The sequence below is a fragment of the Stenotrophomonas sp. 86156_Sma genome (assembly GCF_056481625.1).
This window is the reverse complement of record NZ_CM151157.1, coordinates 5,021,960-5,042,921: the sequence shown is the minus strand read 5'-3', so window position 1 is coordinate 5,042,921 and position 20,962 is coordinate 5,021,960. Positions and strand designations below refer to the sequence as shown.

Annotated in this window: 17 protein-coding genes and 1 pseudogene; 7 read left to right on the top strand and 11 right to left on the bottom strand. The window is 68.4% G+C overall.

Features of this window, described 5'->3' with window-relative positions:
- Positions 1-135: 135 nt before the first annotated feature.
- The 4 genes and pseudogenes from ACZK33_RS23280 to ACZK33_RS23265 form a co-directional block, all read right to left on the bottom strand.
- Entirely contained in the window at positions 136-825 is a 690-nt protein-coding gene (locus ACZK33_RS23280) for a suppressor of fused domain protein (protein WP_219629534.1), read from the bottom strand.
- A gap of 5 nt (positions 826-830) precedes the next feature.
- A complete protein-coding gene (locus ACZK33_RS23275) occupies positions 831-1,259 on the bottom strand; it encodes a hypothetical protein (RefSeq protein ID WP_049420929.1) in 429 nt (142 codons plus the stop codon).
- Positions 1,256-1,885, bottom strand: coding sequence for a leucine efflux protein LeuE (gene leuE, locus ACZK33_RS23270; RefSeq protein ID WP_049420930.1), 630 nt, complete (start codon positions 1,883-1,885; stop codon positions 1,256-1,258). The genes ACZK33_RS23275 and leuE overlap by 4 nt, the downstream gene beginning before the upstream one ends.
- Positions 1,886-1,900: 15 nt before the next feature.
- Positions 1,901-2,872 (bottom strand): annotated as a pseudogene (locus ACZK33_RS23265) (LysR substrate-binding domain-containing protein).
- Between the two features lie 91 nt (positions 2,873-2,963).
- Here ACZK33_RS23265 and ACZK33_RS23260 point away from each other — a divergent pair.
- Positions 2,964-3,971: a zinc-binding alcohol dehydrogenase family protein gene (locus tag ACZK33_RS23260; RefSeq protein ID WP_423174619.1), complete on the top strand. Its 1,008-nt coding sequence runs from the start codon at positions 2,964-2,966 to the stop codon at positions 3,969-3,971.
- A gap of 121 nt (positions 3,972-4,092) precedes the next feature.
- Here the strand turns inward: ACZK33_RS23260 and ACZK33_RS23255 are convergent, their stop codons facing one another.
- Positions 4,093-4,698 carry a glutathione S-transferase family protein gene (locus tag ACZK33_RS23255; protein ID WP_423174620.1) on the bottom strand — a complete coding sequence of 202 codons (606 nt, stop codon included), beginning with the start codon at positions 4,696-4,698 and terminating at the stop codon, positions 4,093-4,095.
- Between the two features lie 45 nt (positions 4,699-4,743).
- Here ACZK33_RS23255 and ACZK33_RS23250 point away from each other — a divergent pair, with 45 nt between their 5' ends.
- The 3 genes from ACZK33_RS23250 to ACZK33_RS23240 all read left to right on the top strand — a co-directional run bounded on the left by ACZK33_RS23250 (position 4,744) and on the right by ACZK33_RS23240 (position 7,431).
- Positions 4,744-6,279, top strand: coding sequence for a DNA recombination protein RmuC (locus ACZK33_RS23250; RefSeq protein WP_049400349.1), 1,536 nt, complete (start codon positions 4,744-4,746; stop codon positions 6,277-6,279).
- 71 nt (positions 6,280-6,350) lie between these two features.
- Positions 6,351-6,749, top strand: coding sequence for a hypothetical protein (locus ACZK33_RS23245; protein WP_049420934.1), 399 nt, complete (start codon positions 6,351-6,353; stop codon positions 6,747-6,749).
- A gap of 136 nt (positions 6,750-6,885) precedes the next feature.
- Entirely contained in the window at positions 6,886-7,431 is a 546-nt protein-coding gene (locus ACZK33_RS23240; RefSeq protein ID WP_010487473.1) for a glutathione peroxidase, read from the top strand.
- An 84-nt stretch (positions 7,432-7,515) separates the two neighbouring features.
- Here the strand turns inward: ACZK33_RS23240 and ACZK33_RS23235 are convergent, their stop codons facing one another.
- From ACZK33_RS23235 to ACZK33_RS23210, 6 genes are read right to left on the bottom strand one after another with little or no spacing between them, the layout of a single operon-like run.
- Positions 7,516-8,529 carry an MlaA family lipoprotein gene (locus ACZK33_RS23235; RefSeq protein WP_423174621.1) on the bottom strand — a complete coding sequence of 338 codons (1,014 nt, stop codon included), beginning with the start codon at positions 8,527-8,529 and terminating at the stop codon, positions 7,516-7,518.
- A 1-nt stretch (position 8,530) separates the two neighbouring features.
- Positions 8,531-8,842, bottom strand: a complete 312-nt coding sequence (locus ACZK33_RS23230; RefSeq protein ID WP_032128488.1) for an STAS domain-containing protein — start codon at positions 8,840-8,842, stop codon at positions 8,531-8,533.
- Positions 8,832-9,494: an MlaC/ttg2D family ABC transporter substrate-binding protein gene (locus ACZK33_RS23225; protein WP_010487479.1), complete on the bottom strand. Its 663-nt coding sequence runs from the start codon at positions 9,492-9,494 to the stop codon at positions 8,832-8,834. Before ACZK33_RS23225 ends, ACZK33_RS23230 begins: the two co-directional genes overlap by 11 nt.
- Entirely contained in the window at positions 9,491-10,015 is a 525-nt protein-coding gene (gene mlaD, locus ACZK33_RS23220) for an outer membrane lipid asymmetry maintenance protein MlaD (RefSeq protein WP_010487482.1), read from the bottom strand. The genes ACZK33_RS23225 and mlaD overlap by 4 nt, the downstream gene beginning before the upstream one ends.
- A 59-nt stretch (positions 10,016-10,074) precedes the next feature.
- Complete coding sequence (locus tag ACZK33_RS23215; protein ID WP_005414955.1) at positions 10,075-10,824, bottom strand: MlaE family lipid ABC transporter permease subunit; 750 nt, start codon at positions 10,822-10,824, stop codon at positions 10,075-10,077.
- Positions 10,824-11,612: an ABC transporter ATP-binding protein gene (locus ACZK33_RS23210; RefSeq protein ID WP_423174622.1), complete on the bottom strand. Its 789-nt coding sequence runs from the start codon at positions 11,610-11,612 to the stop codon at positions 10,824-10,826. The genes ACZK33_RS23215 and ACZK33_RS23210 overlap by 1 nt, the downstream gene beginning before the upstream one ends.
- A 189-nt stretch (positions 11,613-11,801) precedes the next feature.
- Between ACZK33_RS23210 and recC the strand changes: the two genes are divergently transcribed.
- From recC to recD, 3 genes are read left to right on the top strand one after another with little or no spacing between them, the layout of a single operon-like run.
- Positions 11,802-15,149, top strand: a complete 3,348-nt coding sequence (recC, locus tag ACZK33_RS23205; protein WP_423174623.1) for an exodeoxyribonuclease V subunit gamma — start codon at positions 11,802-11,804, stop codon at positions 15,147-15,149.
- The gene (gene recB, locus ACZK33_RS23200; protein WP_423174624.1) at positions 15,146-18,826 is read left to right on the top strand and encodes an exodeoxyribonuclease V subunit beta; all 3,681 of its coding nucleotides are present in this window, start codon (positions 15,146-15,148) and stop codon (positions 18,824-18,826) included. The genes recC and recB overlap by 4 nt, the downstream gene beginning before the upstream one ends.
- Complete coding sequence (gene recD / locus ACZK33_RS23195; RefSeq protein WP_423174625.1) at positions 18,823-20,703, top strand: exodeoxyribonuclease V subunit alpha; 1,881 nt, start codon at positions 18,823-18,825, stop codon at positions 20,701-20,703. The genes recB and recD overlap by 4 nt, the downstream gene beginning before the upstream one ends.
- Positions 20,704-20,962 lie beyond the last annotated feature (259 nt).

The window sequence follows — 20,962 nt, the reverse complement described above, 5'->3', positions numbered from 1 at the left end:
TGTGACCGAACGCAGCGCAGCATTACCACTGACGGGGGTCATGCGAGGGTCAGATGCGTCACCGGCGCGGCTGTACTCCGAGCATTCTGCCGGAATCGGCACAAATGCCGGCAGGATTCGAAATGATTCGATCCCTCAAGGCGAGCCGGGAGGCGCTTGAAGCGTGAGAGCAGGGGCCAGATCGATGCTGACCCGCTGCGGATCGACCACCGGCGCCGCACCTTGGGTTCTCAACTGGGCCACCAGCACTTCGAAGCCCTGGGCGCGGCCGAACGCATGCTCGTCCAGGGTCAATGGCAGCAGCTGCAGGAAGTCGAATCGTCCCGATGGCAGTTGCTGGGGTCCCGGGAAATGCAACGACGGAACGAAGACGGCCGCCTGCAGCATGCTCCCTGCGTGATCCACCGGCCCCCCCAGCTTCAGCCGGTCCCATGGCGCCAACGGATTGCCGGGCATGCGTGAGTGGCACAGCAGCAGGTGGTACGCGGTGAACCAGCGCAAGGTGGTCAGTGCCCAGGTCGCTTCTTCCTGCGTCTCAAGCATCAGTTCGATGCCCAACCCCGAATCGCCATCTTCGTGCCGCCCTTCCCAGGGGTTGGACAGGCCGGAGCTGACATAGATCCAGTGCCTTCGATCACCGTGCGGAGGGCAGGCATTGACGCCGACATGCAGCCAGCGCGGGTCGATCTGGTCCTGCTTGAAGACGTTGCGCAGCAGATCCATGTCGATCGGATAGATCCCCGGCCCGGTATCGCCGAACAACCGCCGGTACAGCGTCTCCTCCCGATATTCCCAGCTGCGCTCCAGCAGGGTGTCGTCGTCCATGGTGCTCACTCGGCCACCTTGCCGGGCCAGCGGCAGCCGTCTTCCTGCCAGGCCTCGACGTCATCGTGGAAGGTGGTGCGACGTCCGTCGCGGCTACGCTCGTAGCTCAGGTCCAGCACCAGCGCGCCCTGCGTGCTGAGCAGGTAGCGGCCATTGAGGCGCCCGTTGATGCGCTCTTCCCAGACGCTGTCGAACTGGTAGGGGCGGTCTTCGGCCAGCACCGTGGTCTCCATTGAAACCCGGCGCAGCAGCAGGCGTTCGCGCTGCCCGGCATAGCGAACGTCGGCCTGGCCGTCATCCAGCCAACGCCATTCCAGATGGATGCCGTCATTGCGGCCGCCGCTCAGGCAGCGATGATCCTGTGCGGTGGCCGCCGGGGCGGTCGTGTTGGCCAGAAGCAGCAGGGCGCCCATCGCCGTCGGCCAGGGTTTCATCCGTTCAGCCCCAACCGGATGCCGAACCCCACCAGGAACAGGCCTGCCACACGGCGCAGCGCATCGCTGATCCGTGGGTGCTGGATCAGGCGGCGACGGGCCAGGTTGCCCACGCCGATCAGCATCGAGCAGTAGGCGATGCTGACCACCAGAATGATGCCGGCCAGCGCAGCGAAGGTGGCGATGCCCTGGTGTGCCTTCGGATCGATGAATAACGGCAGGAAGGCCATGTAGAACAGGATCGCCTTCGGGTTGAGCAGGCTGACCAGGATCGCCTGCTGGAAGTAGCGGCCCGGCTGCATGCGGATCGGGCCGGCGTCGCCGCTCTCGTGCTTCGGTGTGCGCAGCAGGCTGATGCCCACCCACACCAGGTAGGCCGCACCGAGGTACTGCACCGCGTGGAACACCAGCGGGTTGGCCTTGAGCAGCGCGGCTACGCCGGCCAGCGCCAGCCACATCAGGATCTGGTCACCGACCAGCAGGCCGGCCAACGCGGTGTAGCCGCCACGCACGCCGCCACGGCCGGTGGCGGTCAGCAGGGTGAAGGTGCCGGGGCCGGGCAGGGCGAGAAACACCAGCACGGCGACCAGAAACGTCCACAGGTCCTGGATGCCCATCCACGGCATGGCGGCGTTCTCTTGTTACGGGGGGCCGCCATTGTCGGCCAGTGCCGCCGTTGGCGACAGGGGGCGGGTGAGGCCAGTGGGCATGCCAGACAGCAGCGGTTGCAGGTGCTAGCGCAGCTGCGCATGCAGTTGCCGTACCGCTGGCGAGAACTGCTTGCGGTGCGGGCATACCAGCTGCAGCGGGATGCTGCTGCCAACACCATCGAGCAGCAGCTGCAGGCGCCCGGCCAGCACGTCCTCGCGCAGGTCCAGCCAGGACTTGTAAGTGATGCCTTCGCCGGCCACGGCCCAGCGTCGCACTACATCGGCGTCGTCGCAGACCAGCGGACCGCGCACCGGAATCACGCTGCGACGCCCGTCGACCTCGAATGACCAGCGATCGTAGGCGCGGCCGTTGAGTTGATAGACCAGGCAGTCGTGCTCGCGCAGATCCTCCAGGCGGGTGGGCGTGCCACGCCGCTGCAGGTAGCCGGGCGAGGCGGCCAGCACGCGTCGATTGCCTTCCAGCAGCGGCAGGGCGACGTAGTTGGCGTCGTCGAAGTGGCCGATGCGGATGGCCACGTCGACCGGGTCGCGGAATACATCGGCCACCTCGTCGGACAGGCGCAGGTGCAGGCGCAGCCGCGGGTGCGCAGCGCGGAAGGCGCTCAGCCAGGGCAGCAGCAGGTTGCGGCCGAGGTCCGAGGGCGCCGACAGCTGCAGGGTGCCGTGCAGCTCGGTGTCCTCGCCCTGCACGCGCGCCTGGCCCTCGCGCAGGGTGGCCAGTACCTCCTGCGCATACGGCAGGTACAGCGCACCCTCGCCGGTGAGGCGCAGGCTGCGGGTGGTGCGCACGAACAGGCGCAGGTCCAGCTCGCGTTCCAGCCGCGCCACCGCCGCGGCGACCTGTCCGGGCAGCAGGTCGGCCTCGCGCGCCGCCTGCGAGAAGCTGCCCAGTGCGGCAGTGCGGACGAACAGCTGCAGATCGTCGAAGCGGATCATCTTCATTGCCAGAGTGAAAGTGCTGCCCGATTCTGCGCCTTTCTGCGGGAGCGCGTGCGGCGCAACCTGTCGCCTCCTTCCCCACTGGACCGCTGCCATGCGCGCCATTGCCTACACCCAAGCCGGCCTGCCGATCGATGATGCCCAGGCCCTGATCGACATCGAACTGGAGCTGCCGCTGCCCGGCCCGCGTGACCTGCGCGTGGCGGTACGCGCGGTGGCGGTGAACCCGGTCGACACCAAGGTCCGTCGCGGCGTGACCACCGATGGCCCGCGCGTGCTGGGCTGGGATGCGGTCGGCATCGTCGACGCGGTGGGCAGCGAGGTGACCCTGTTCCAGCCCGGCGATGCGGTCTACTACGCCGGCGTCATCGATCGCCCGGGCAGCAACGCCGAGTACCAGCTGGTGGACGAACGCAGCGTCGGCCGCAAGCCGGCCAGCCTCGACGATGCCGCCGCCGCCGCGCTGCCACTGACCGCGATCACCGCCTGGGAACTGCTGTTCGACCGCCTGCGCATCCCCGAGGGCGGTGGCGAAGGCCAGACCCTGCTGGTGATCGGCGCTGCCGGCGGTGTCGGTTCGATCCTGGTGCAGCTGGCGCGGAAGCTGACGAAACTGACGGTGATCGGCACCGCCTCGCGTCCGGATACCCAGGACTGGGCGTACGCAATGGGCGCACACCATGTGATCGACCACAGCCTGCCGCTGGCCGAGGGCCTGGCGCGGCTCGGCATCAGCGAGGTGCAGCACGTGGCCAGCCTGACCCACTCCGACCAGCACTACGCGCAGATCGTGGAACTGCTGGCGCCGCAGGGCCAGCTGGGGCTGATCGATGATCCCGGCCAGGTCGACGTGATGGCGCTCAAGCGCAAGGCCCTGTCCCTGCACTGGGAATCGATGTTCACCCGGCCGCTGTACAGGACCGCCGACATGCAGCGCCAGCACGACCTGTTGAACCGGGTGGCCGAGCTGATCGACACAGGCGTGCTGCAGACCACCCTGGGCGAGCATTTCGGGCGCATCGACGCGGCCAACCTGCGGCGTGCCCACGCGCTGCTGGAGAGCCACCGCGCCAAGGGCAAGATCGTGCTGGAAGGCTGGTAAGGCCCGGTTTTTCCTGTGGAGCCGAGCCTGCGCCCGGCTCTACAGCGCTTCATCCACGCATGGCGTGGATCAGCCGTGTCGACCAAGGTCGACACCTGCCAACAGCTGCAGAAGCCACTGCTCAGGCCACACCGTTGTCGACGTACTCGGCGAAACCGGGCTGCTGGCGCAGGCGTTCGAACCAGGCATCTACGTGTGCCAGTACCGGCTTGCTGCCCGGCGTGCTGCACCAGCGTTGGGTCGACAGCCCGAGCACGATGTCGGCCAGAGTGAAGGTGTTGCCCGCCACGTAGCCGTCGGTAGTGGCCAGCTGTGCATCAAGGACGCCCATCAGCCTGTTCCACTGCGCCAGGCTGGCCTCGGCACGGGCGTCATCCGGATAGTCCGGATGCTGGCGCACGCGCGCCATGAACACATGGCGCCATGCGCTGTTGAGGTCGCTGGCCTGCCAGTCCATCCACTGCTCCACCCGGGCCCGGTCCTTTGCTGCATGTGGCAGCAGATCCTCGCGACCGGCGCGCGCGGCCAGGTAGCGGCAGATGCTGTTGGATTCCCACAGCACGAAGTCGCCATCACGCAGCACCGGCACCTGCCGGTTGGGGTTCAGCGTGGCCAGCAGGTCCGGCGAGGGGGCCGGTTCGTGGTGCAGGGGCAGATCCAGCCCCGCGCGCAGCCACAGCACTTTACGCACATTGATGGAGGTGGGCTTTCCGTAGAGGACGACCATGGTCCTGACGCAGCAGTTGAGACTCGGCCAGCCTACACTTGCCCCATGCAAACCGAATATCTGCTCATTGGCGGCCTTCTATTGGCCGTGCTCATCCTGCAGCTGGTCGCCCTGCTGCGCCGCCCGCCGCATGACCGCCTGGAACAGGCGGTGCGCGAGGAGGCGCGGGCCGGGCGCAGCGAGCTGCGCGAACAGCTCGATGGCTTCGCCCGCGCGCTGACCGATCTGTCCACCCGCACCGACCAGCGCCTGGACCTGCTGCGCGAAGCGCTGGGCGAAGATGCCCGCAAGGCGCGCGCCGAAGCGGCCGAGAGCCAGCAGCGCGGCGCGGCGTTGATGGGACAGCGGCTGCAGGAGCTGCGCGGCCAGCTGGAGACCTTTGGCCAGCAGCAGGAAGCCCGCATCCATGCGTTTGGCCAGCAGCTGCAGGAGCTCACCGGGCGTACCGATACCCAGCTCGGCGCGCTGCGGCAGACCCTGGTGGACGATGCACGCAAGGGCCGCGAGGAGGGCGCGCAGTCGCAGCAGCGCCTGACTGAAAGCCTTGGCCTGCGCCTGCAGGAACTGACCCAGCGCAACGAGCAGCGCATCGCCGAGATGCGCACGACGCTGGAAGAGCAGCTGCGCGCGCTGCAGAGCGACAATGCGCAGAAGCTGGAACAGATGCGCGTGACGGTGGATGAGAAGTTGCAGTCCACCCTGGAAACACGCCTTGGCCAGTCCTTCAAACTGGTCTCGGAGCGCCTGGAGCAGGTGCAGCGCGGCCTCGGCGAGATGCAGCAGCTGGCCACCGGCGTGGGTGACCTCAAGCGCGTGCTGACCAACGTCAAGACGCGCGGCAGCTGGGGTGAAGTACAGCTGGAGAACATCCTCGAGCAGACCCTGATCCAGGAGCAGTACGCGCGCGGGGTGAAGGTACGCCCGGATAGTGGCGAGATGGTCGACATCGCCGTGCGCCTGCCGGGTCGCAGCAGCGACGACACGCCGGTGTGGCTGCCGATCGACTCCAAGTTCCCACGCGAAGACTACGAGCGCCTGCTGGACGCACAGGAGCAGGGTGACGCCGAACTGGTACGCGTGCAGGGTGCGCAGCTGGAGCGTGCGGTGAAGGTGCAGGCCAAGTCGATCTGCGAGAAGTACATCGTGCCGCCGCACACCACCGACTTCGCGGTGATGTTCCTGCCTACCGAAGGCCTGTATGCCGAGGTGATCCGGCGCCCCGGCCTGGTCGATCTGCTGCAGCGCGACCACCGCGTGGTGGTCGCCGGGCCGACCACGATCACCGCACTGCTCAACAGCCTGCAGATGGGCTTCCGCACGCTGGCCATCGAGAAGCGGTCCAGCGAGGTGTGGAGCCTGCTGGGTGCGGTGAAGACCGAGTTCGGCAAGTTCGGCGATGTGCTGGACAACGTGAAGGCCAAGCTGGACCAGGCCAGCAAGCAGATCGACCAGACCGGGGTGCGCACCCGCGCGATCGCCCGCAAGCTGAGGGATGTCGAGTCGCTGCCGGTTGAGCAGAGCCGCCAGTTGCTGCCGGACGCGCTGCCAGCAGAGGAAGGCAGTGACGGCGACGAGGCCTGAGCCACGCTGACACGCCGCCTGCATCGCCGATGCGTATGCTGGCGGCCTGTCCGCCTCGATCAGGTATCGTCATGCGCCTGCGCCGCTTCACCAGCCTTGTCCTGACCGCGCTGCTTGCCGCCTGCAGCAGCGCACCACCGGCTGCCGATACGACCGCGGCACCTGCCGCAGCCACCAGCCCTGAAGCGGCCGAGGCGTATCGCGAAGCGCGCGACGTCGACTGCCAGGCCGCCGGTGGCAGCCTGCAGCGGCTCGGCCGGCTGCAGCGCGAGCAGTGCGTGATTCCCTATGCCGATGCCGACAAGGCCTGCAGCCGCAAAAGCGACTGCACGGGCCAGTGCCTGGCCGGTCCCGAGGTGGCCGCTGGCAGCGCCGCTACCGGTACCTGCCAGCGCGATGTGCGCCAGAACTTCGGCTGCCGCCAGCGCATTGATGACGGCAAGGCGCAGGGCACGATCTGCGTGGACTGATCGTAGTGCCGGCCGCTGGCCGGCAACCGCATGAACCCTTGCGAACGGTCGCACGATTGCCGGCCAGCGGCCGGCACTACCGCCATCGCGCGGCGCTATGCTGGTGGGCCATTCCCCGCTGTTGCCGGAGCCCCGCGTGAGCACCCCGATCCAGGACATTTCCCTCACCACCATCGACGGCCAGCCGTCCTCGCTTGCCGACTACCAGGGCAAGGTACTGCTGCTGGTCAACGTCGCCTCCAAGTGCGGCCTGACCCCGCAGTACGAAGGCCTGCAGGCGCTGTATGCGGAAAAGCACGCGCAGGGTCTGGAAGTACTGGGCTTCCCCGCCAACAACTTCCTCGGCCAGGAGCCGGGCAGCGAGGCGGAGATCCAGCAGTTCTGCCAGCTCACCTACGACGTCAGCTTCCCGATGTTCTCCAAGATCAGCGTGGCCGGTGACGATACCCATCCGCTGTACCAGCAGCTGACCGCCGCCCAGCCGCAGTCGATCGGCGAAGGCCCGCTGCGTGAGCGCCTGGCCAGCAAGGAGATCCCGATCCACGCAGCACCGGCGGTGCTGTGGAACTTCGAGAAGTTCCTGGTTGGCCGCGACGGCAAGGTCATCGCGCGTTTCGCCCCGGACGTGGCTGCCGATGACGCGCGCCTGCGCGAGGCCATCGAGGCAGCGCTGGCAGCCTGAGGAAAGCGTGCCAACCAAGGTTGGCACCTACCGGAAAAGAAAAACCCCGCCGAGGCGGGGTTTTTCATGCGCTGCAGACCGGACTCAGTGCGTCCACTGCGGCATCGGCATCGCATCGACCGGGATCGGCGAATTGGCATCGTCGTGGCCACGGTCGCGCTTGCTGCGCAGATCGTTCTCGATCTGGTAGTTGCGGCGCTGCATCCACGCATCGCGTACCAGCGAGTACTCGTCCACGGCGGTGTCACGCAGGTCGTCGATCGCCAGCAGCTGCGCGCGGGTATCGACCAGCTGCATGCCCTGCAGGCCGATGCGGATCTTGTCCTCTTCGATGCGGCGGATCGGCGACAGCGGAATGTCACCGGCCAGGCCGAACACATCGCGCACGGTGCGAGGGCCGAAGAACGGCAGTTCCACGTAACGCGAACGACGCCAGCCCCAGGCACCCAGGGTCTGGCCGAAGTCCTCATTGCGACGCGGCACCATCGCCTTGCTGGCCGGATCGAACAGGCCGCCGATACCCAGCGTGCTGTTCATCAGGAAGCGGCCGAGGCTGTCCCACGCATCGGCACCGCGGCCCTGCAGCAGCTGGTTGGTGATCGTCACCGGTGCGCGCAGGTTGCTGAAGAAGTTGCTGACGCCGGTGCGGGCGAAGCGCGGCACCACGTGGGTGTAGGCCGTGGCCAGCGGGCGGGCGATGCCACGGTCAACCGCGTTGTTGAACGTGTGCACCTTGCGGTTGAACGGTTCCCACGGATCGTAGGCTGCCGCGCTGCCAGTGTTGCCGGCACCGCCGTAGAGGGCATCGAAGTCGTCGTCACCGCCGGGTGCGGTCGCCGCCGCGGCCCTGGCCGCATCGGTGTCGGCGCTGCGGGCCGGTGCGGATGGCGGCGTGGCCGGCGCAGGTGCGGCAACCACGGCTGTTGCCGGTGCGGCATCGACCGTAGCGGTATCGGCGGTGGCGGCAGAGACCTCGGCGATGGTGCTGGCCGGGACCACGGTGCTGGCTGCGGGCGCATCGCTGCGTGCGGGCTTGCCGGCGCAGGCGGTCAGGGCGGTGGCCAGGACGATCAGGGGGAAAGTGCGTACGACGTTCATGTCAGCTCGCAGCAGAAGTAGCGTTGAAATCCAGGTCGGGCGACAGCCGGTAGGCTGCGCTCAGCTCGTTGTAGCCGGCCGGCGCGCCGGAGACTGCCAGCGGGTGACCGCTCTTGCGCGCACGTGCGGCCAGCTCGGCCAGCAGCGCCAGGCCGGCGCTGTCCACGCGTTCGACCTCACCCAGCTCCAGCCGTGACAGCTTTGCCGGCAGGGCCTGCAGCTGCGGCCACAGTGCGATCACCGCGGCACGGTCGAGCACCCCGCGCAGGCGCAGGGTGTCGCCTTCCAGCAGCGCCAGTGCGTTACTTGCCATTGCCCGCGGGCCCGGCCTGCATGCTGCCGCTGTGCAGTTCGTTGGCCACCTGCTTGATGCCCTTCTGGCGCAGCGGGGTGTCGAACTGGTTGCGGAAGGTCTGCACGTAGGAAATGCCTTCGATGTTGACGTCGAAGATCTTCCACTGGCCGTTCACGTTGCGCATCCAGTACTCGACCGGGGTCGGTTCGTTGCCGGCGCGCACCAGTTCGGTGCTCACGCGCACGCCACGATTGCCCGGCAGCGGGCTTTCACCCTTCAGGCGGAAGCTCGGCTTGCCCTGGATGTTGAGCAGGGTGGAGCCGTAGCGCTGCATCAGGCTGTCGGCCATGGCATCGGCGAACAGCTTGATGTCGGCGTCGGAGGCGCCGCGGGCGTGCGGGCCCAGCACCAGGCGCGCGGCGTAGTCGCGGTCGAAGGTGCGGGTCAGCTCGCTGTCGATGTAGCTGCGCAGGCTGGCCGGGTTGCTGGTGAACTCGCTCTTGCGCTGCTGCAGCGTGGACAGGATGCGGCTGCTGGCATCGATCACCACCTTGCCGGCCTGGCTCTGCGTTGCGGCAGCGGCCGGCGCAGCGGCCTGGGCCTGGGCCAGGAACGGGGTGGCCGCCAGCAGCGCCGAGGCGAGCAGGGCCGGGATCAGTTTCATCTTCATGGTTGCGGTTCCGTTGCAGGCGCCTGCGCGCCATCGTTGGGCTTCTGAGCAGCGCCGCCACCGGCACCGCCACTGAACATGTACTTGCCGACCAGCTGGATCAGGTCCACCGCCGGTTGGGTGAAGACGATCTCGTCACCGGCCTTCAGCACGTCCGGATCACCGCCCGGCTGCAGACCGATATAGCTCTCGCCGAGCAAACCGCTGGTGAAGATGCCGGCCGAGGTGTCCGCCGGCAGGTCCTTGACCTTGCTGTCCATGCGCAGGGTGACGATCGATTCGAACTTCACCGGGTCCAGGTCGATCGAAGCGACCTGGCCGACAGTGACGCCGCCGATCTTCACCGGCGCCTGCTTGCGCAGCTGGCCGACCTGGGAGAAGCGTGCCTTCAGGTCGTAGCCTTCGCTGCCCCAGCTCCAGCGCTGGTTGGTCGAGGCCACGGCCAGCACCATCAGCGAGGCCAGGGCAAGCAGCAGGAAGGCGCCGACGGAAAATTCGAGTCTGGGACCGCGGATGGCCATGTGGATTACCTGATCGAGTCGTTGTGGCCGCGCGCGCCTGCGCACCGCCGGTGGAGGGGTTAGGTGAACAACATTGCCGACAGCACGAAGTTGAACATCAGCACCAGCAGTGAAGCGTTGACCACCGCACGGGTGGTCGCCACCGAAGTGCCTTCAATGGTCGGCTCGGCGTGGAAACCCACATAGGCGGCAACCAGCGCGGCAGTGCCGCCGAAGATCGCCGACTTCAGCATTGCCACGCCGAAGTCGTCCCAGAAGTCCACGCTGTTGCGCAGCGCCGACCAGAACACGCCATTGTCCAGGCCCAGCACGTGCACCGCTTCGAAGTAGCTGGCACTGATTGCAAGCGAACAGAAGATGCCGGTCAGCAGCGGCACGGTCAGCACCGCCGCCCAGAAGCGCGGCGCCACCGCCTTGGCCACCGGGTCGATCGCCATCAGCTCCAGCGCCTTGATCTGGTCGGTGGCACGCATCAGGCCTAGCTCGGCGGCGATCGAGCTGCCAGCGCGGCCAATGAACAGCAGCGCGGTCAGCACCGGTGCCAGCTCGCGGTACAGCGAAAGCCCGAGCAGGGTCGACAGTGCGTCGGCCGCACCGAAGGTGGTCAGCGTGCGGTAGCCCTGCAGGGTCAGCACCAGGCCGACGAAGGCACCGCCGACGGCGATGATCGGGAGCGAGCGCGCACCGATCTTGTAGATCTCGCGGGTCAACTCGGCCAGGAAATCACGGGTCGGCAGCGAACCGCGCAGCACGGTCAGCGAGAACAGGCCGGCACGACCCAGCGAGCGGGTGGCTTGAACGAACGGCATCAGGCGACCCTCGCGCGCGGCGCGGCATCGAACGGGATGGGGCCATCGGGCTGGCCGTGCAGGAACTGCCGCAGCAGCGGGTCCTGGCTGGACTGCAGTGCCTCGGGCGTGCCCTGGAACACGATGCCGCCATTGGCGATCGCGATCACCTGGTCGCAGATCGGCAGGGTCTCGTGCACGTGGTGGCTGACGATGATGCTGGTCAGGCCCAGGCTGTGGTTGAGGCGCTGGATCAGGCTCATGATCACCCCCGAGGCGATCGGGTCCAGCCCGGTCAGCGGCTCGTCGTAGATCATCAGCGGCGGGTCCAGCGCCAGTGCACGGGCCAGCGCCACGCGGCGCGCCATGCCACCTGACAGCTCGCGCGGCCAGGCATCGGCGGCGGCCAGCAGGCCCACCGAATGCAGCTTCATCTGCACCAGCCGGCGCAGCACGGCGGTCGGCAGGCGGGTGTGCGTACGCAGCGGCAGCGCCACGTTTTCCGCCACGGTCAGGTCGGTCAGCAGGCCGTTGCCCTGCAGCAGCACGCCCACGCTCTTGCGCATTTCCAGCAGCGCGCCGCTGTCATGCGGAATCGGCTTGCCGAACAGGGTGACCTCGCCGGCGACCGGGCGCAGTTCGCCGGTCAGCGCCGCCAGCAGGGTCGACTTGCCGCTGCCGGACGGACCCAGAACGGCGGTGATGCTGCCCTTGGGCACCTGCAGCGACACGTCGCGCAGGATCGTGCGTCCGCTCCGGTCGATGCGGACGTTGGATAACTGCACCAGACTGGAGGCGGAAGCCGACATGGGCACCATTAACGTTTTTTAGACATCGAAGGATCGGGCCCGTCGGCTGAACATAAGCAGACTGGACGGTGCAGTATTGTTGCACGACAAGCCTCGGCAGAGGCCGGGACAATCGGCTGGCGTCCCGGAACAATCCGTACCGCTCGCGGCCCAACCATTGAATACTGCCTGCTGTCCTGCACACTGTGCATGATGAGTGACCCAGGCAGCGATTTCCGCCTCTACCATTCCAACTCCCTGGACGTGCTGGCCGCGCTGCTGGCGCGCAATGTGCGTGCGCCCGTTCCTGGCCAGCCGCTGCTGGCACCGGAAGTGGTGCTGATCCCGCAGGTAGCGATGCGGCGTTGGCTGCAAGCGACACTGGCCGCCGAGTTCGGTGTGGCTGCGAACCTCGAATTCCTCACACCGGGTGAGTTCGTGGCGCGCGCGCTGAAGGCCAACGTCAGCGGCGAGCAGGACGACCTGGACGCGGCCGGCCTGCATTGGAAGCTGTACCAGGCCCTGCGCGACCCGGCGTTGCTGGCGCAGCCACCGATGCGCGCGCTGCAGTCCTATCTTGCCGGCGATGACGCATTGAAGCCGTGGGCGCTGGCTGGCGAGCTGGCCTCGGTGTTCGAGAAGTACCAGGCGTGGCGCCGCGACTGGCTGCTGCGCTGGGCGGCCGGTGCCGATCCGTCCGATCCGCAGGCGATCCTGTGGCGCACCATCACCCACGGCCACGACTACCGCGCGCGCCGCATCCAGGAATACCTGGACCGTTTCGAAGGGGCCGGCCAACCCTTGCCGAAGGGCTTGCCACCGCGCATGTCTGCGTTCGCGACGCTCAACATCTCGCCCGATGTGCTGCGGGTGATGGCCACCCAGGCACGTGTTGGCGAGCTGCATTTCTATATGCCCACCCCGGTGCAGTCGTACTGGGGCGATCTGCAGACCCTGGCCGAGCGCCTGCGCAGCGGCGCGCCCGATCCCTTCGGCGAAGCAGCCGGCGAAAACCGCCTGCTGGAAGCCTGGGGCGCGGCCGGGCGCGACTTCATGGCGGTGCTGGGCAGTTACGAGGTGGTGCACCCGGCCGGCGAAATCGCCGCCTATTCCGATCCGGAGGACGACACCCGGCCGACCCTGGACGAAGGCGGCCTGTCCGACAGCCTGCTGCATCGCCTGCAGCGTGACCTGTTCCACCGCCGCGCACTGCCCTCGGGTGAGCTGCGCGACGGCCTGCGCAGCGACGACCCCAGCCTGCAGGTACACGCCTGCCATACCCGCCTGCGCGAGTTGCAGGTGCTGCACGACCAGCTGCGCAGCCTGCTGCAGGACCCGCGCTTCGACCCGCCGCTGCAGGCGCGCGAGATCGCGGTGCTGGCGCCGGACATCGATCCCTACGTGCCGTACCTGGAAGCGGTGTTCGGCGGCCGTGGTGGCGAGGAGGAGCACATCCCCTATGCGCTGGCCGACAGCAGCCCGCTGGCCGGTGAACCGCTGGCTGATGTGTTCGTGCACCTGCTGGGCCTGCCGGTCTCGCGCTTTGGCCTGAATGAAGTGCTGGACCTGCTGGCCAGCGCGCCGCTGGCCGAAGCGGCCGGGCTGGAAGCGGTGGACTTCGACCGCCTGCATGGCTGGCTGCAGCAGGCCGGTGCACGCTGGGGCCTGGATGCGAAGCACCGCCACCAGCACCAGGCGCCGGCGGACGACGCCTACACCTGGCAGTTCGCGCTGGATCGCCTGGTGCTCGGCCATGCCACCGGCAGCGAGGCCGACCTGGCCGGTGTCGCACCGTGGATCGAACTGGAAGGCGGCGCGCTGGACGCGCTGGACCGGCTGCTGCGCCTGTTGCGCGTGCTGGCCATCTACCAGCGTCGCCTCGGCGAGCTGCTGACCCCGGCGCAATGGCGACAGCGCCTGCTGTCGTTGCTGGATGCACTGCTGCCCTCCGCGCCGACTTCACCCAACAGCCAGCGCGCGCTGGAGCGCCTGCGCAAGCTGCTCAACCAGTTCGCCGAGGATGCTGCCAAGGCCGGCTTCGCGGAAGGTGTGCCGCCGGAGGTGGTGCGTGCGCACTTCGCCGGCGCGCTGGGCGAGGCCGATACGCGCGCACCGCTGCTGACCGGTGGCATCAGTTTCGGCCGCATGGTGCCGATGCGCCTGCTGCCGTTCCGGGTGATCTGCGTGCTGGGCCTCAATGATGGCGATTTCCCGCGCCGTGACCCGGCGGCCGGTCTCAACCAGCTCACCGCCGAACTGGACACGCCGCGCCGCCGACCGGGCGACCGCTCCACCCGCGAAGACGACCGTTTCCTGTTCCTGCAGCTGTTCGCCGCCGCGCAGGAGGTGTTCTACCTCAGCTACCTCGGTGCCGATCCGCGCGATGGCAGCGTGCGCGAGCCGTCGGTGCTGGTCAGTGAACTGATCGATGCCGCCGCTGCGTATCACCTCGATCCGCCTGCGGCGGTCCGCGACTTCACCGTGCGCCATGCCTTGCAGCCGTTCTCGCCCGCCGCGTTCGGTGACGGCGACCCACGCCGCTTCAGCTATCGCCGCCAGTGGCATCCGGCGGCCGGTCGCCTCACCGGCCAGCGCGGTGGACTGCAGCCCTGGTTCGACGCACCGCTGCCGCCGCCGCTCGACGATGCGGTGGAGGACGAGGTCGCGCTCGATACCCTGCGCCGTTTCCTGTGCGATCCGGCCGGACAGTTCCTCGCACAGTCGCTGGGCCTGCGCCTGGCCGACGATGTCGAGGAGGTCGATGACCTGGAACCGCTGGTGCTGTCATCGCGCGGCCCGGAAAAGCGCAGCGTGCAGGCGGCCGTGGTGCGCGCCACGCTCAGCGGCGATTCCGAGCCGCTGTATCCGCGACTGCGCGCGCGTGGACTGCTGCCGTCGGGTCCATTGGGCGAGCGCCAGTTCGAGGTGGAGCAGTTGAAGACGCGTCCATATGCCAGTGCGCTGCTGGGCTGGATGCAGGGCGAACCGCTGGAAAGCCGTCGCTACGAAGTGGACATCGACGGCGTGCGCCTGCACGGCCGCGTGGCTGATCGGCATCCCGAAGGGCTGGTGCGCCTGCGCGCCGGCACGCTCAATGGCAATGCAGTGATCCGCCAGGGGCTGGACTGGCTGCTGGCCAACGCCGCCGGCGATGCGTTGCCGCTGGTGCAGTTCCACGATGGCGGTGACGCCGGGCCCGGCCCGCATGTGCTGCCAGCACTGAGCGCCCCCGCTGCACGCGCCGCGCTGCGTGCGCTGCTGCAATTGCGCCAGCGCGGCCTGCGTGAGCCGCTGCGCTTTGCCCCGTATACCGGCTGGGTGCTGTACAACGCGCCGGCAGAAAAACAGCGTAGCGAAGGCTGGAGGCAGTGGCATGGCAGCGACCGCAGCTGGGGTGAATCCAGCAGCGACGCCTGGCAGCTGCTGCTGCGCGGTGCCGACCCGTTTGCCACCGATGCCAGCTATGCCGAGCTGCTGCGCAACAGCCAGGTGGTCTTCAGCGCGGTGCGCGAAGGCCGCACTCTCGGTACCGAAGCACGCCAGGAGGGCAACGCATGAACACCGCCATCGCTGATCAGGAAACCCAGCGTATGGCGGGCGATCCCTACCTGGCCCTGCCGCTGGATGGCATCCGCCTGATCGAGGCCAGCGCCGGTACCGGCAAGACCTTCACCCTGGCGACGCTGTTCACCCGCCTGGTGGTGGAGCAGGGCCTGCGCATCGGCCAGATCCTGGCGGTGACCTTCACCGACGCTGCCACCCAGGAACTGCGCAAGCGCATCCGTGAGCGCCTGGCGTTGGCCGCGCGCCTGGTCGATCTGGAACCGGCCGAGGGTGAAGCACCCGACGCGAGATTGACCCGCGACGTGCTGCAGCGTCATCTGCAGGGCGGCTCCGAGAGCGCCGCTGCACTGAAGCGCCGCCTGCAGGTGGCTGCCGACGAAATCGACCTGGCGTCCATCTTCACCATCCACGGCTTCTGCACCCGCGTGCTGCGCGAGCATGCGCTGGAAAGCGGCCACACCTTTGATCCGCCGGAACTGCTGGCCAGCGATCGTGAACTGCTGGAGGAGCTGGCCGCTGATCTATGGCGCGTGCATGCCAATGACCCGGCCACATTGGAGCCGCTGACCTGGCTGTGGTCCAACCCGGATGCATTGGCCGCTGATCTGCGCGCGCTGCTGGGCACGCCGCCACTGCACCCGTTGCCACAGCCGGTGGCACTGGCCGATCCACACCCGGCCCTGCACAGTGCGGCGGAAGCACTGTCCGCAAGCGTGCGCGAGCATGGCGAGCAGTTCTTCATCGATCTCTGCGATGCGGTCGACAACAAGTGGATCAACGGCGTGTCCTACAAGCTGGGCTGGCTGCACCCGCTGGGCCGACAGCTGCTGGCCTGGGCTGAGCGCGGCGACCCGCGCGAGCTGCTGGCCAGCGAGCGCCTGCCGGCACTGCTGCCGGAGGTGCTGGCCGACAAGACCAACAAGAAATTCCCCGATCGCACGCCATCGTCGCCATTGCAGGCGCCGTTGGCGCGCTATGTCGCGCTGCTGGCCGAACGCGATGCCTGGTTGCGTGGTACCGCGTTGAACTTCCTGCACGCGCTTCGCGCCGAAGCCACGCAGCGCCTGCAGGCGCTGAAGCGCACGCGCCGGGTACAGACCTACGACGATCTGATCGATGGCGTGGCGTTGGCACTGGAAGGCCCGCAACGGCTGACACTGGTGAAACAACTGCGTGCGCAGTACCGCATCGCGCTGGTCGATGAGTTCCAGGACACCGACGATCGCCAGTGGGGCATCTTCCACACCGTGTTCGGCGATTCGCCGGAGGTGCGCGAACTCGGCCTGGCGCCGGCACTATTCCTGATCGGCGACCCCAAGCAGGCGATCTACGGTTTCCGCGGCGGTGACATCCACACCTACCTGAAGGCCAAGCAGGTGGCGCAGCAGGCGCCGGTGCTGGACCAGAACTTCCGCTCGCGACCGGCTGTGTTGCGCGCGTTGCAGGCGCTGTACGACAACGGTGGCGAAGACGCCTTCCTCGAACGCGACATCCAGTTCGAGCCGGTGCGGCCCGGTGGCGTGCGCATCGACGAGGACTACCAGCGTGATGGCCATGCCGCCACGGCACTCACCCTGCGCGTGCTGCGCAGTGGCGGTGACAAGGCGATGAGTGCGGACGCCTCGCGTGATGCCGCGACCCAGGCCTGCGTGGCTGCGATTCACCAGATCCTGGTCGAGGCGCGTGCGGGCAATGCCGTGTTGCGTGGACGCCCGGTTCAACCCGGTGATATCGCGGTGCTGGTGCGCTCGCATCGCGAGGCCACGCTGGTGCAGCGCGCGCTGGCCGCGGTCGGCATTCCCGCCGTGGCAGCCGGCAAGCAGAGCCTGTTCGCCACCGCTGAAGCGCGCGATCTTCGTGCGCTGCTGCTGGCGCTGCTGCAACCGGCTGACGAAGGCCGCCTGCGTGCAGCGTTGGCCACTGTCCTGCTCGGTCAACGCGCCAGCGCGATCGCGGCGATGGAGCGCGAGGGCGACCTGCAACGCGAGTTCCAGGCACAGCTGCTGCACTGGCGCGAGCGCTGGCAGCGCGGCGGACCGTTCGCGGTGATCGCCGATGTCTGTGCCGCACAGGGCGAACGCCTGCTGGCGCTGATCGATGGCGAGCGCCGCCTGACCAATTACCTGCAGCTGGGTGAACTCCTGCAGGAAGCCTCGGCGCAGGCGCTGGGCATGCATGGCCTGCTGGACTGGCTGCAGGGGCAGATGGCCAGCGCCGACCAGGATGACGAGCAGCAGCTGCTGCGCCTGGAATCGGATGCGCGCCGGGTACAGATCATCACCCTGCACAAGAGCAAGGGCCTGGAGTACCCGCTGGTGTTCCTGCCGTTCGTCGGCATCGACGGCGGCGCGCCGAACACGTCGTCGCACTGCACGGTGCATGTGGATGGCCAGCGCCAGCTGCACTGGAAGCTGGACAAGGACGAAGCCTGGGAAGCGGCCAGCAACCAACGTGAGCGCGAGCAGCGCGCCGAGGATGCGCGCCTGCTGTATGTGGGACTGACCCGTGCCGAGCATGCGCTGTGGATCGCCGTGGGTGATCTGGCCGGGCTCGGCAAGACGCGGCTGGCGCCGCTGCTGGGTGACCTGCAGGCGCTGCGCGCGCACGCCGATGTGCACATCGATGACAGTGAGGCAGCGGCCGCGCTGCCGCAGCTGGCGGCCGAAGTGGAAGGCGACCTTCCGGCGGTGCGTGCCCTGACCCGGCGCGTCCCGCACGACTGGTGGGTGTACAGCTTCACCCAGCTGGCCCACGCCGATGCCGGCGCGGGCAGTGATATCGAAGCCGCCGCCACCGAGCTGCCGGCGCCCGCTGCCGACGAACCGGCCGGCCCCGAGCTGCCACTGGAACCGGCGCTGCCGGAGCCCGCCGCGGCAGCCGAGGACAGCACACCGGTCGACCCGCGCTTCATGGGCAGTCGCTTCGGCAACGTGCTGCACGAAGCGATGGAGAACGTCGACTTCGCCGCATGGGGTGACTGGCAGCCAGGTCTGCAAGCCCCTGAGGGCCAGGCCGAGGTGCTGCGCAAGGCACTGCACGACGAAGGATATGCTGACGTCGATCTGGATGATGGCGTGTCCGTACTGGTGCCGCTGGTCGGCCACACGCTCACCGTGCCGCTACCCGAAGGCGGCGCGCTGCACAGCCTGGGTGAAGGCGAGCGCCGCGCGGAAATCGACTTCCATTTCGCCATCGAGCCGACCACGGTGCCGGCGCTGCTGCAGGTGCTGCATGCGCACGGTGTTTCCAGCACGCGACGCGGCTTCGGCCAGCGCCGCCGGTTGGAAGGGCTGATGACCGGCATGATCGACCTGACCTACGTGCGCGACGGGCGCTGGTACGTGCTCGACTACAAGTCCAACCGCCTGCCTGGTTACAGCCCGGACCTGCTGGCCATTGCCATGCGCCACAGCGAGTACGACCTGCAGGCGCTGATCTACACCGTGGCCCTGCATCGCTGGCTGCGTTTCCGCCTGGGTGCGGCCTACGACTACGAGCGCGACATGGGCGGCATCCGCTACCTATTCTGTCGCGGCCTGGATGCTGCCGGCAACGGCGTGCATGTGGACCGCTTCCCGCTGGCACTGGTGGATGCGCTGGATGCGCTGTTCGCCGGTGGCGAGCAGGCCCAGGCCGAACTGGTCGCACGTGCCCGTGGAGCCAGTGCATGAGCCTGCTGAAGGAGCTGTATCGCAACGGCCAGCTGCGCACTCTCGATCACGCACTGGCGACCAGCCTGCAACGCTTGCGGGAGGACACCCCTGACAGCGTGGCAGTGGCGGCCGCACTCGCCTCGCTGGCGGTGTCGCAGGGCCACGCCGGTTTCGATCCGGCGCAACCGCAGCGACTGCTGGAAGGCGTATCCGAGTGGCCTGCCGCACAGGACTGGCTGGCACAGTTGCGCGCATCGCCGTGGGTGGCGACGCCGGAGCAGGCCGATGCCATCGCCGAGGATGCGCCGCTGGTGCTGGAAAACGGCCTGCTCTACCTGCGCCGCTACCGCGAGTACGAGCGTCAGCTGGCGGCTGGGCTGCAGCGCATCGGCCGGCATCCGCTGCCGGCGCCGGATATGGCCGCGCTGGCACCGTTGTTCGCGCAGCTGTTCCCGCAGGCATCGGGCAGCGAGGATCACCAGGCACGCGCTGCCGGCGTGACCCTGCGCCATCCGCTGGCGCTGGTCACCGGCGGTCCCGGCACCGGCAAGACCACCACCATCGCGCGCCTGTTGCTGCTGCTGGCCGCACAGGCCCGGCACGCTGGCCAGCCGCTGCCCGAAGTGGCGCTGGCCGCGCCTACCGGTCGCGCCGCCGAACGCATGGCCGAGAGCCTGCGCGTGGCCGTGCAGCGCCTGCAGGAACAAGGACTGGACCCGGCGCTGTGCACGGCGCTGCCCAGTACCGGCACCACCCTGCATCGCCTGCTCGGCGTTATTCCCGATTCACCGCGCTTCCGCCACCACGCCGACAATCCGCTGCCGGTGGACGTGGTAGTGGTCGACGAAGCCTCGATGATCGATCTGCCGATGATGGCCAAGCTGGTCGATGCGATCGCCAGCGGCACCCGGCTGATCCTGCTCGGCGACCCCGATCAGCTGCCGTCGGTCGAAGCCGGTGACGTGCTCAGCGCGATCCTGCGTGCCAGTGGCGATGGCATCGGCACCCGCGCCGACGATGCGCAGGCGCTGCACGGCCTGCTGGCGCCGTGCACCTTGCTGCCGCAGGCCGCGCCACGCGCCTTCGCCGGGCGCCGCGTGCAGCTGCAGCGCGGCTACCGGCAGAGCGATGCGCTGGACCTCGCCCCCTTGGCGCATGCCGTGCGCGAGGGAGACAGCAGCACCGTGCTGCAGCTGCTGCGCAGTGGTGACCTGGCCGGCGTGCATTTCCACGAAGGCGAGGCCGATCCGCTGCGTGGCCAGCGCGAGCACCTGCTGGGCCACTGGCGTGCACTGGCCGACGCGGCCGATCCAGTGCTTGCCCTGCAGCAGGCCGGGCGCCTGCGCGTGCTGACCGCACTGCGCGAAGGCCCGCAGGGCGCGCGCGGGCTCAACAGCCGCATCGAACAGCTGCTGGCCGGCAACACCCCCGGCTACTTCCAGGGTCGCCTGCTGCTGGTCACCGAGAACAGCTACCGTCATCGCCTGTTCAACGGCGATATCGGTATCTGCCTGCGCGATGGCAGCGGCGCGATGGTGGCCTGGTTCCCCGGAGACAGCGTCGACCAGCCACGCGCCTTCCACCCGGCCGCACTGCCCGCGCACGAAAGCGCCTTCGCGATGACCGTGCACAAGGCACAGGGCTCGGAGTTCGATGAAGTGTGGTTGCAGCTGCCACGCCAGGACAGCCGTGTGCTGTCACGCGAACTGGTCTACACCGGCCTGACCCGCGCCCGCCGGGTGCTGCATGTGGCCGGCAGCGCCGACGTGCTGCAGGCGGCGTTGAAGCGCCATGCCAGCCGGTTGGGTGGCCTGGCCTGGCGGCTGGGTGCGGAAGCGGTGGCCGAAGCACCGGCGCGTATTGAACAGCCCACGGTGCAGGGCACATTGTTCTGAAACGGGCGCGATGCGCCCCCTGTAGAGTCGAGCCATGCTCGGCTGATGGGCCATGGAGTCGAGCATGGCTCGACTCTACAAAAGCGTACTTCGATCATTCCGACGTTCATCCACGCATGGCGTGGATCTACCGTGTCGACCAAGGTCGACGCCCACCAGAGCAGAACGCCGTGCCGACAGATCGCAGGAAGCTGTCGAAGGTGGGGTGGGTCCGGTTGCGGGGGCGTGAGCCGCATGGATGCGGCGACCGAGCTTACAT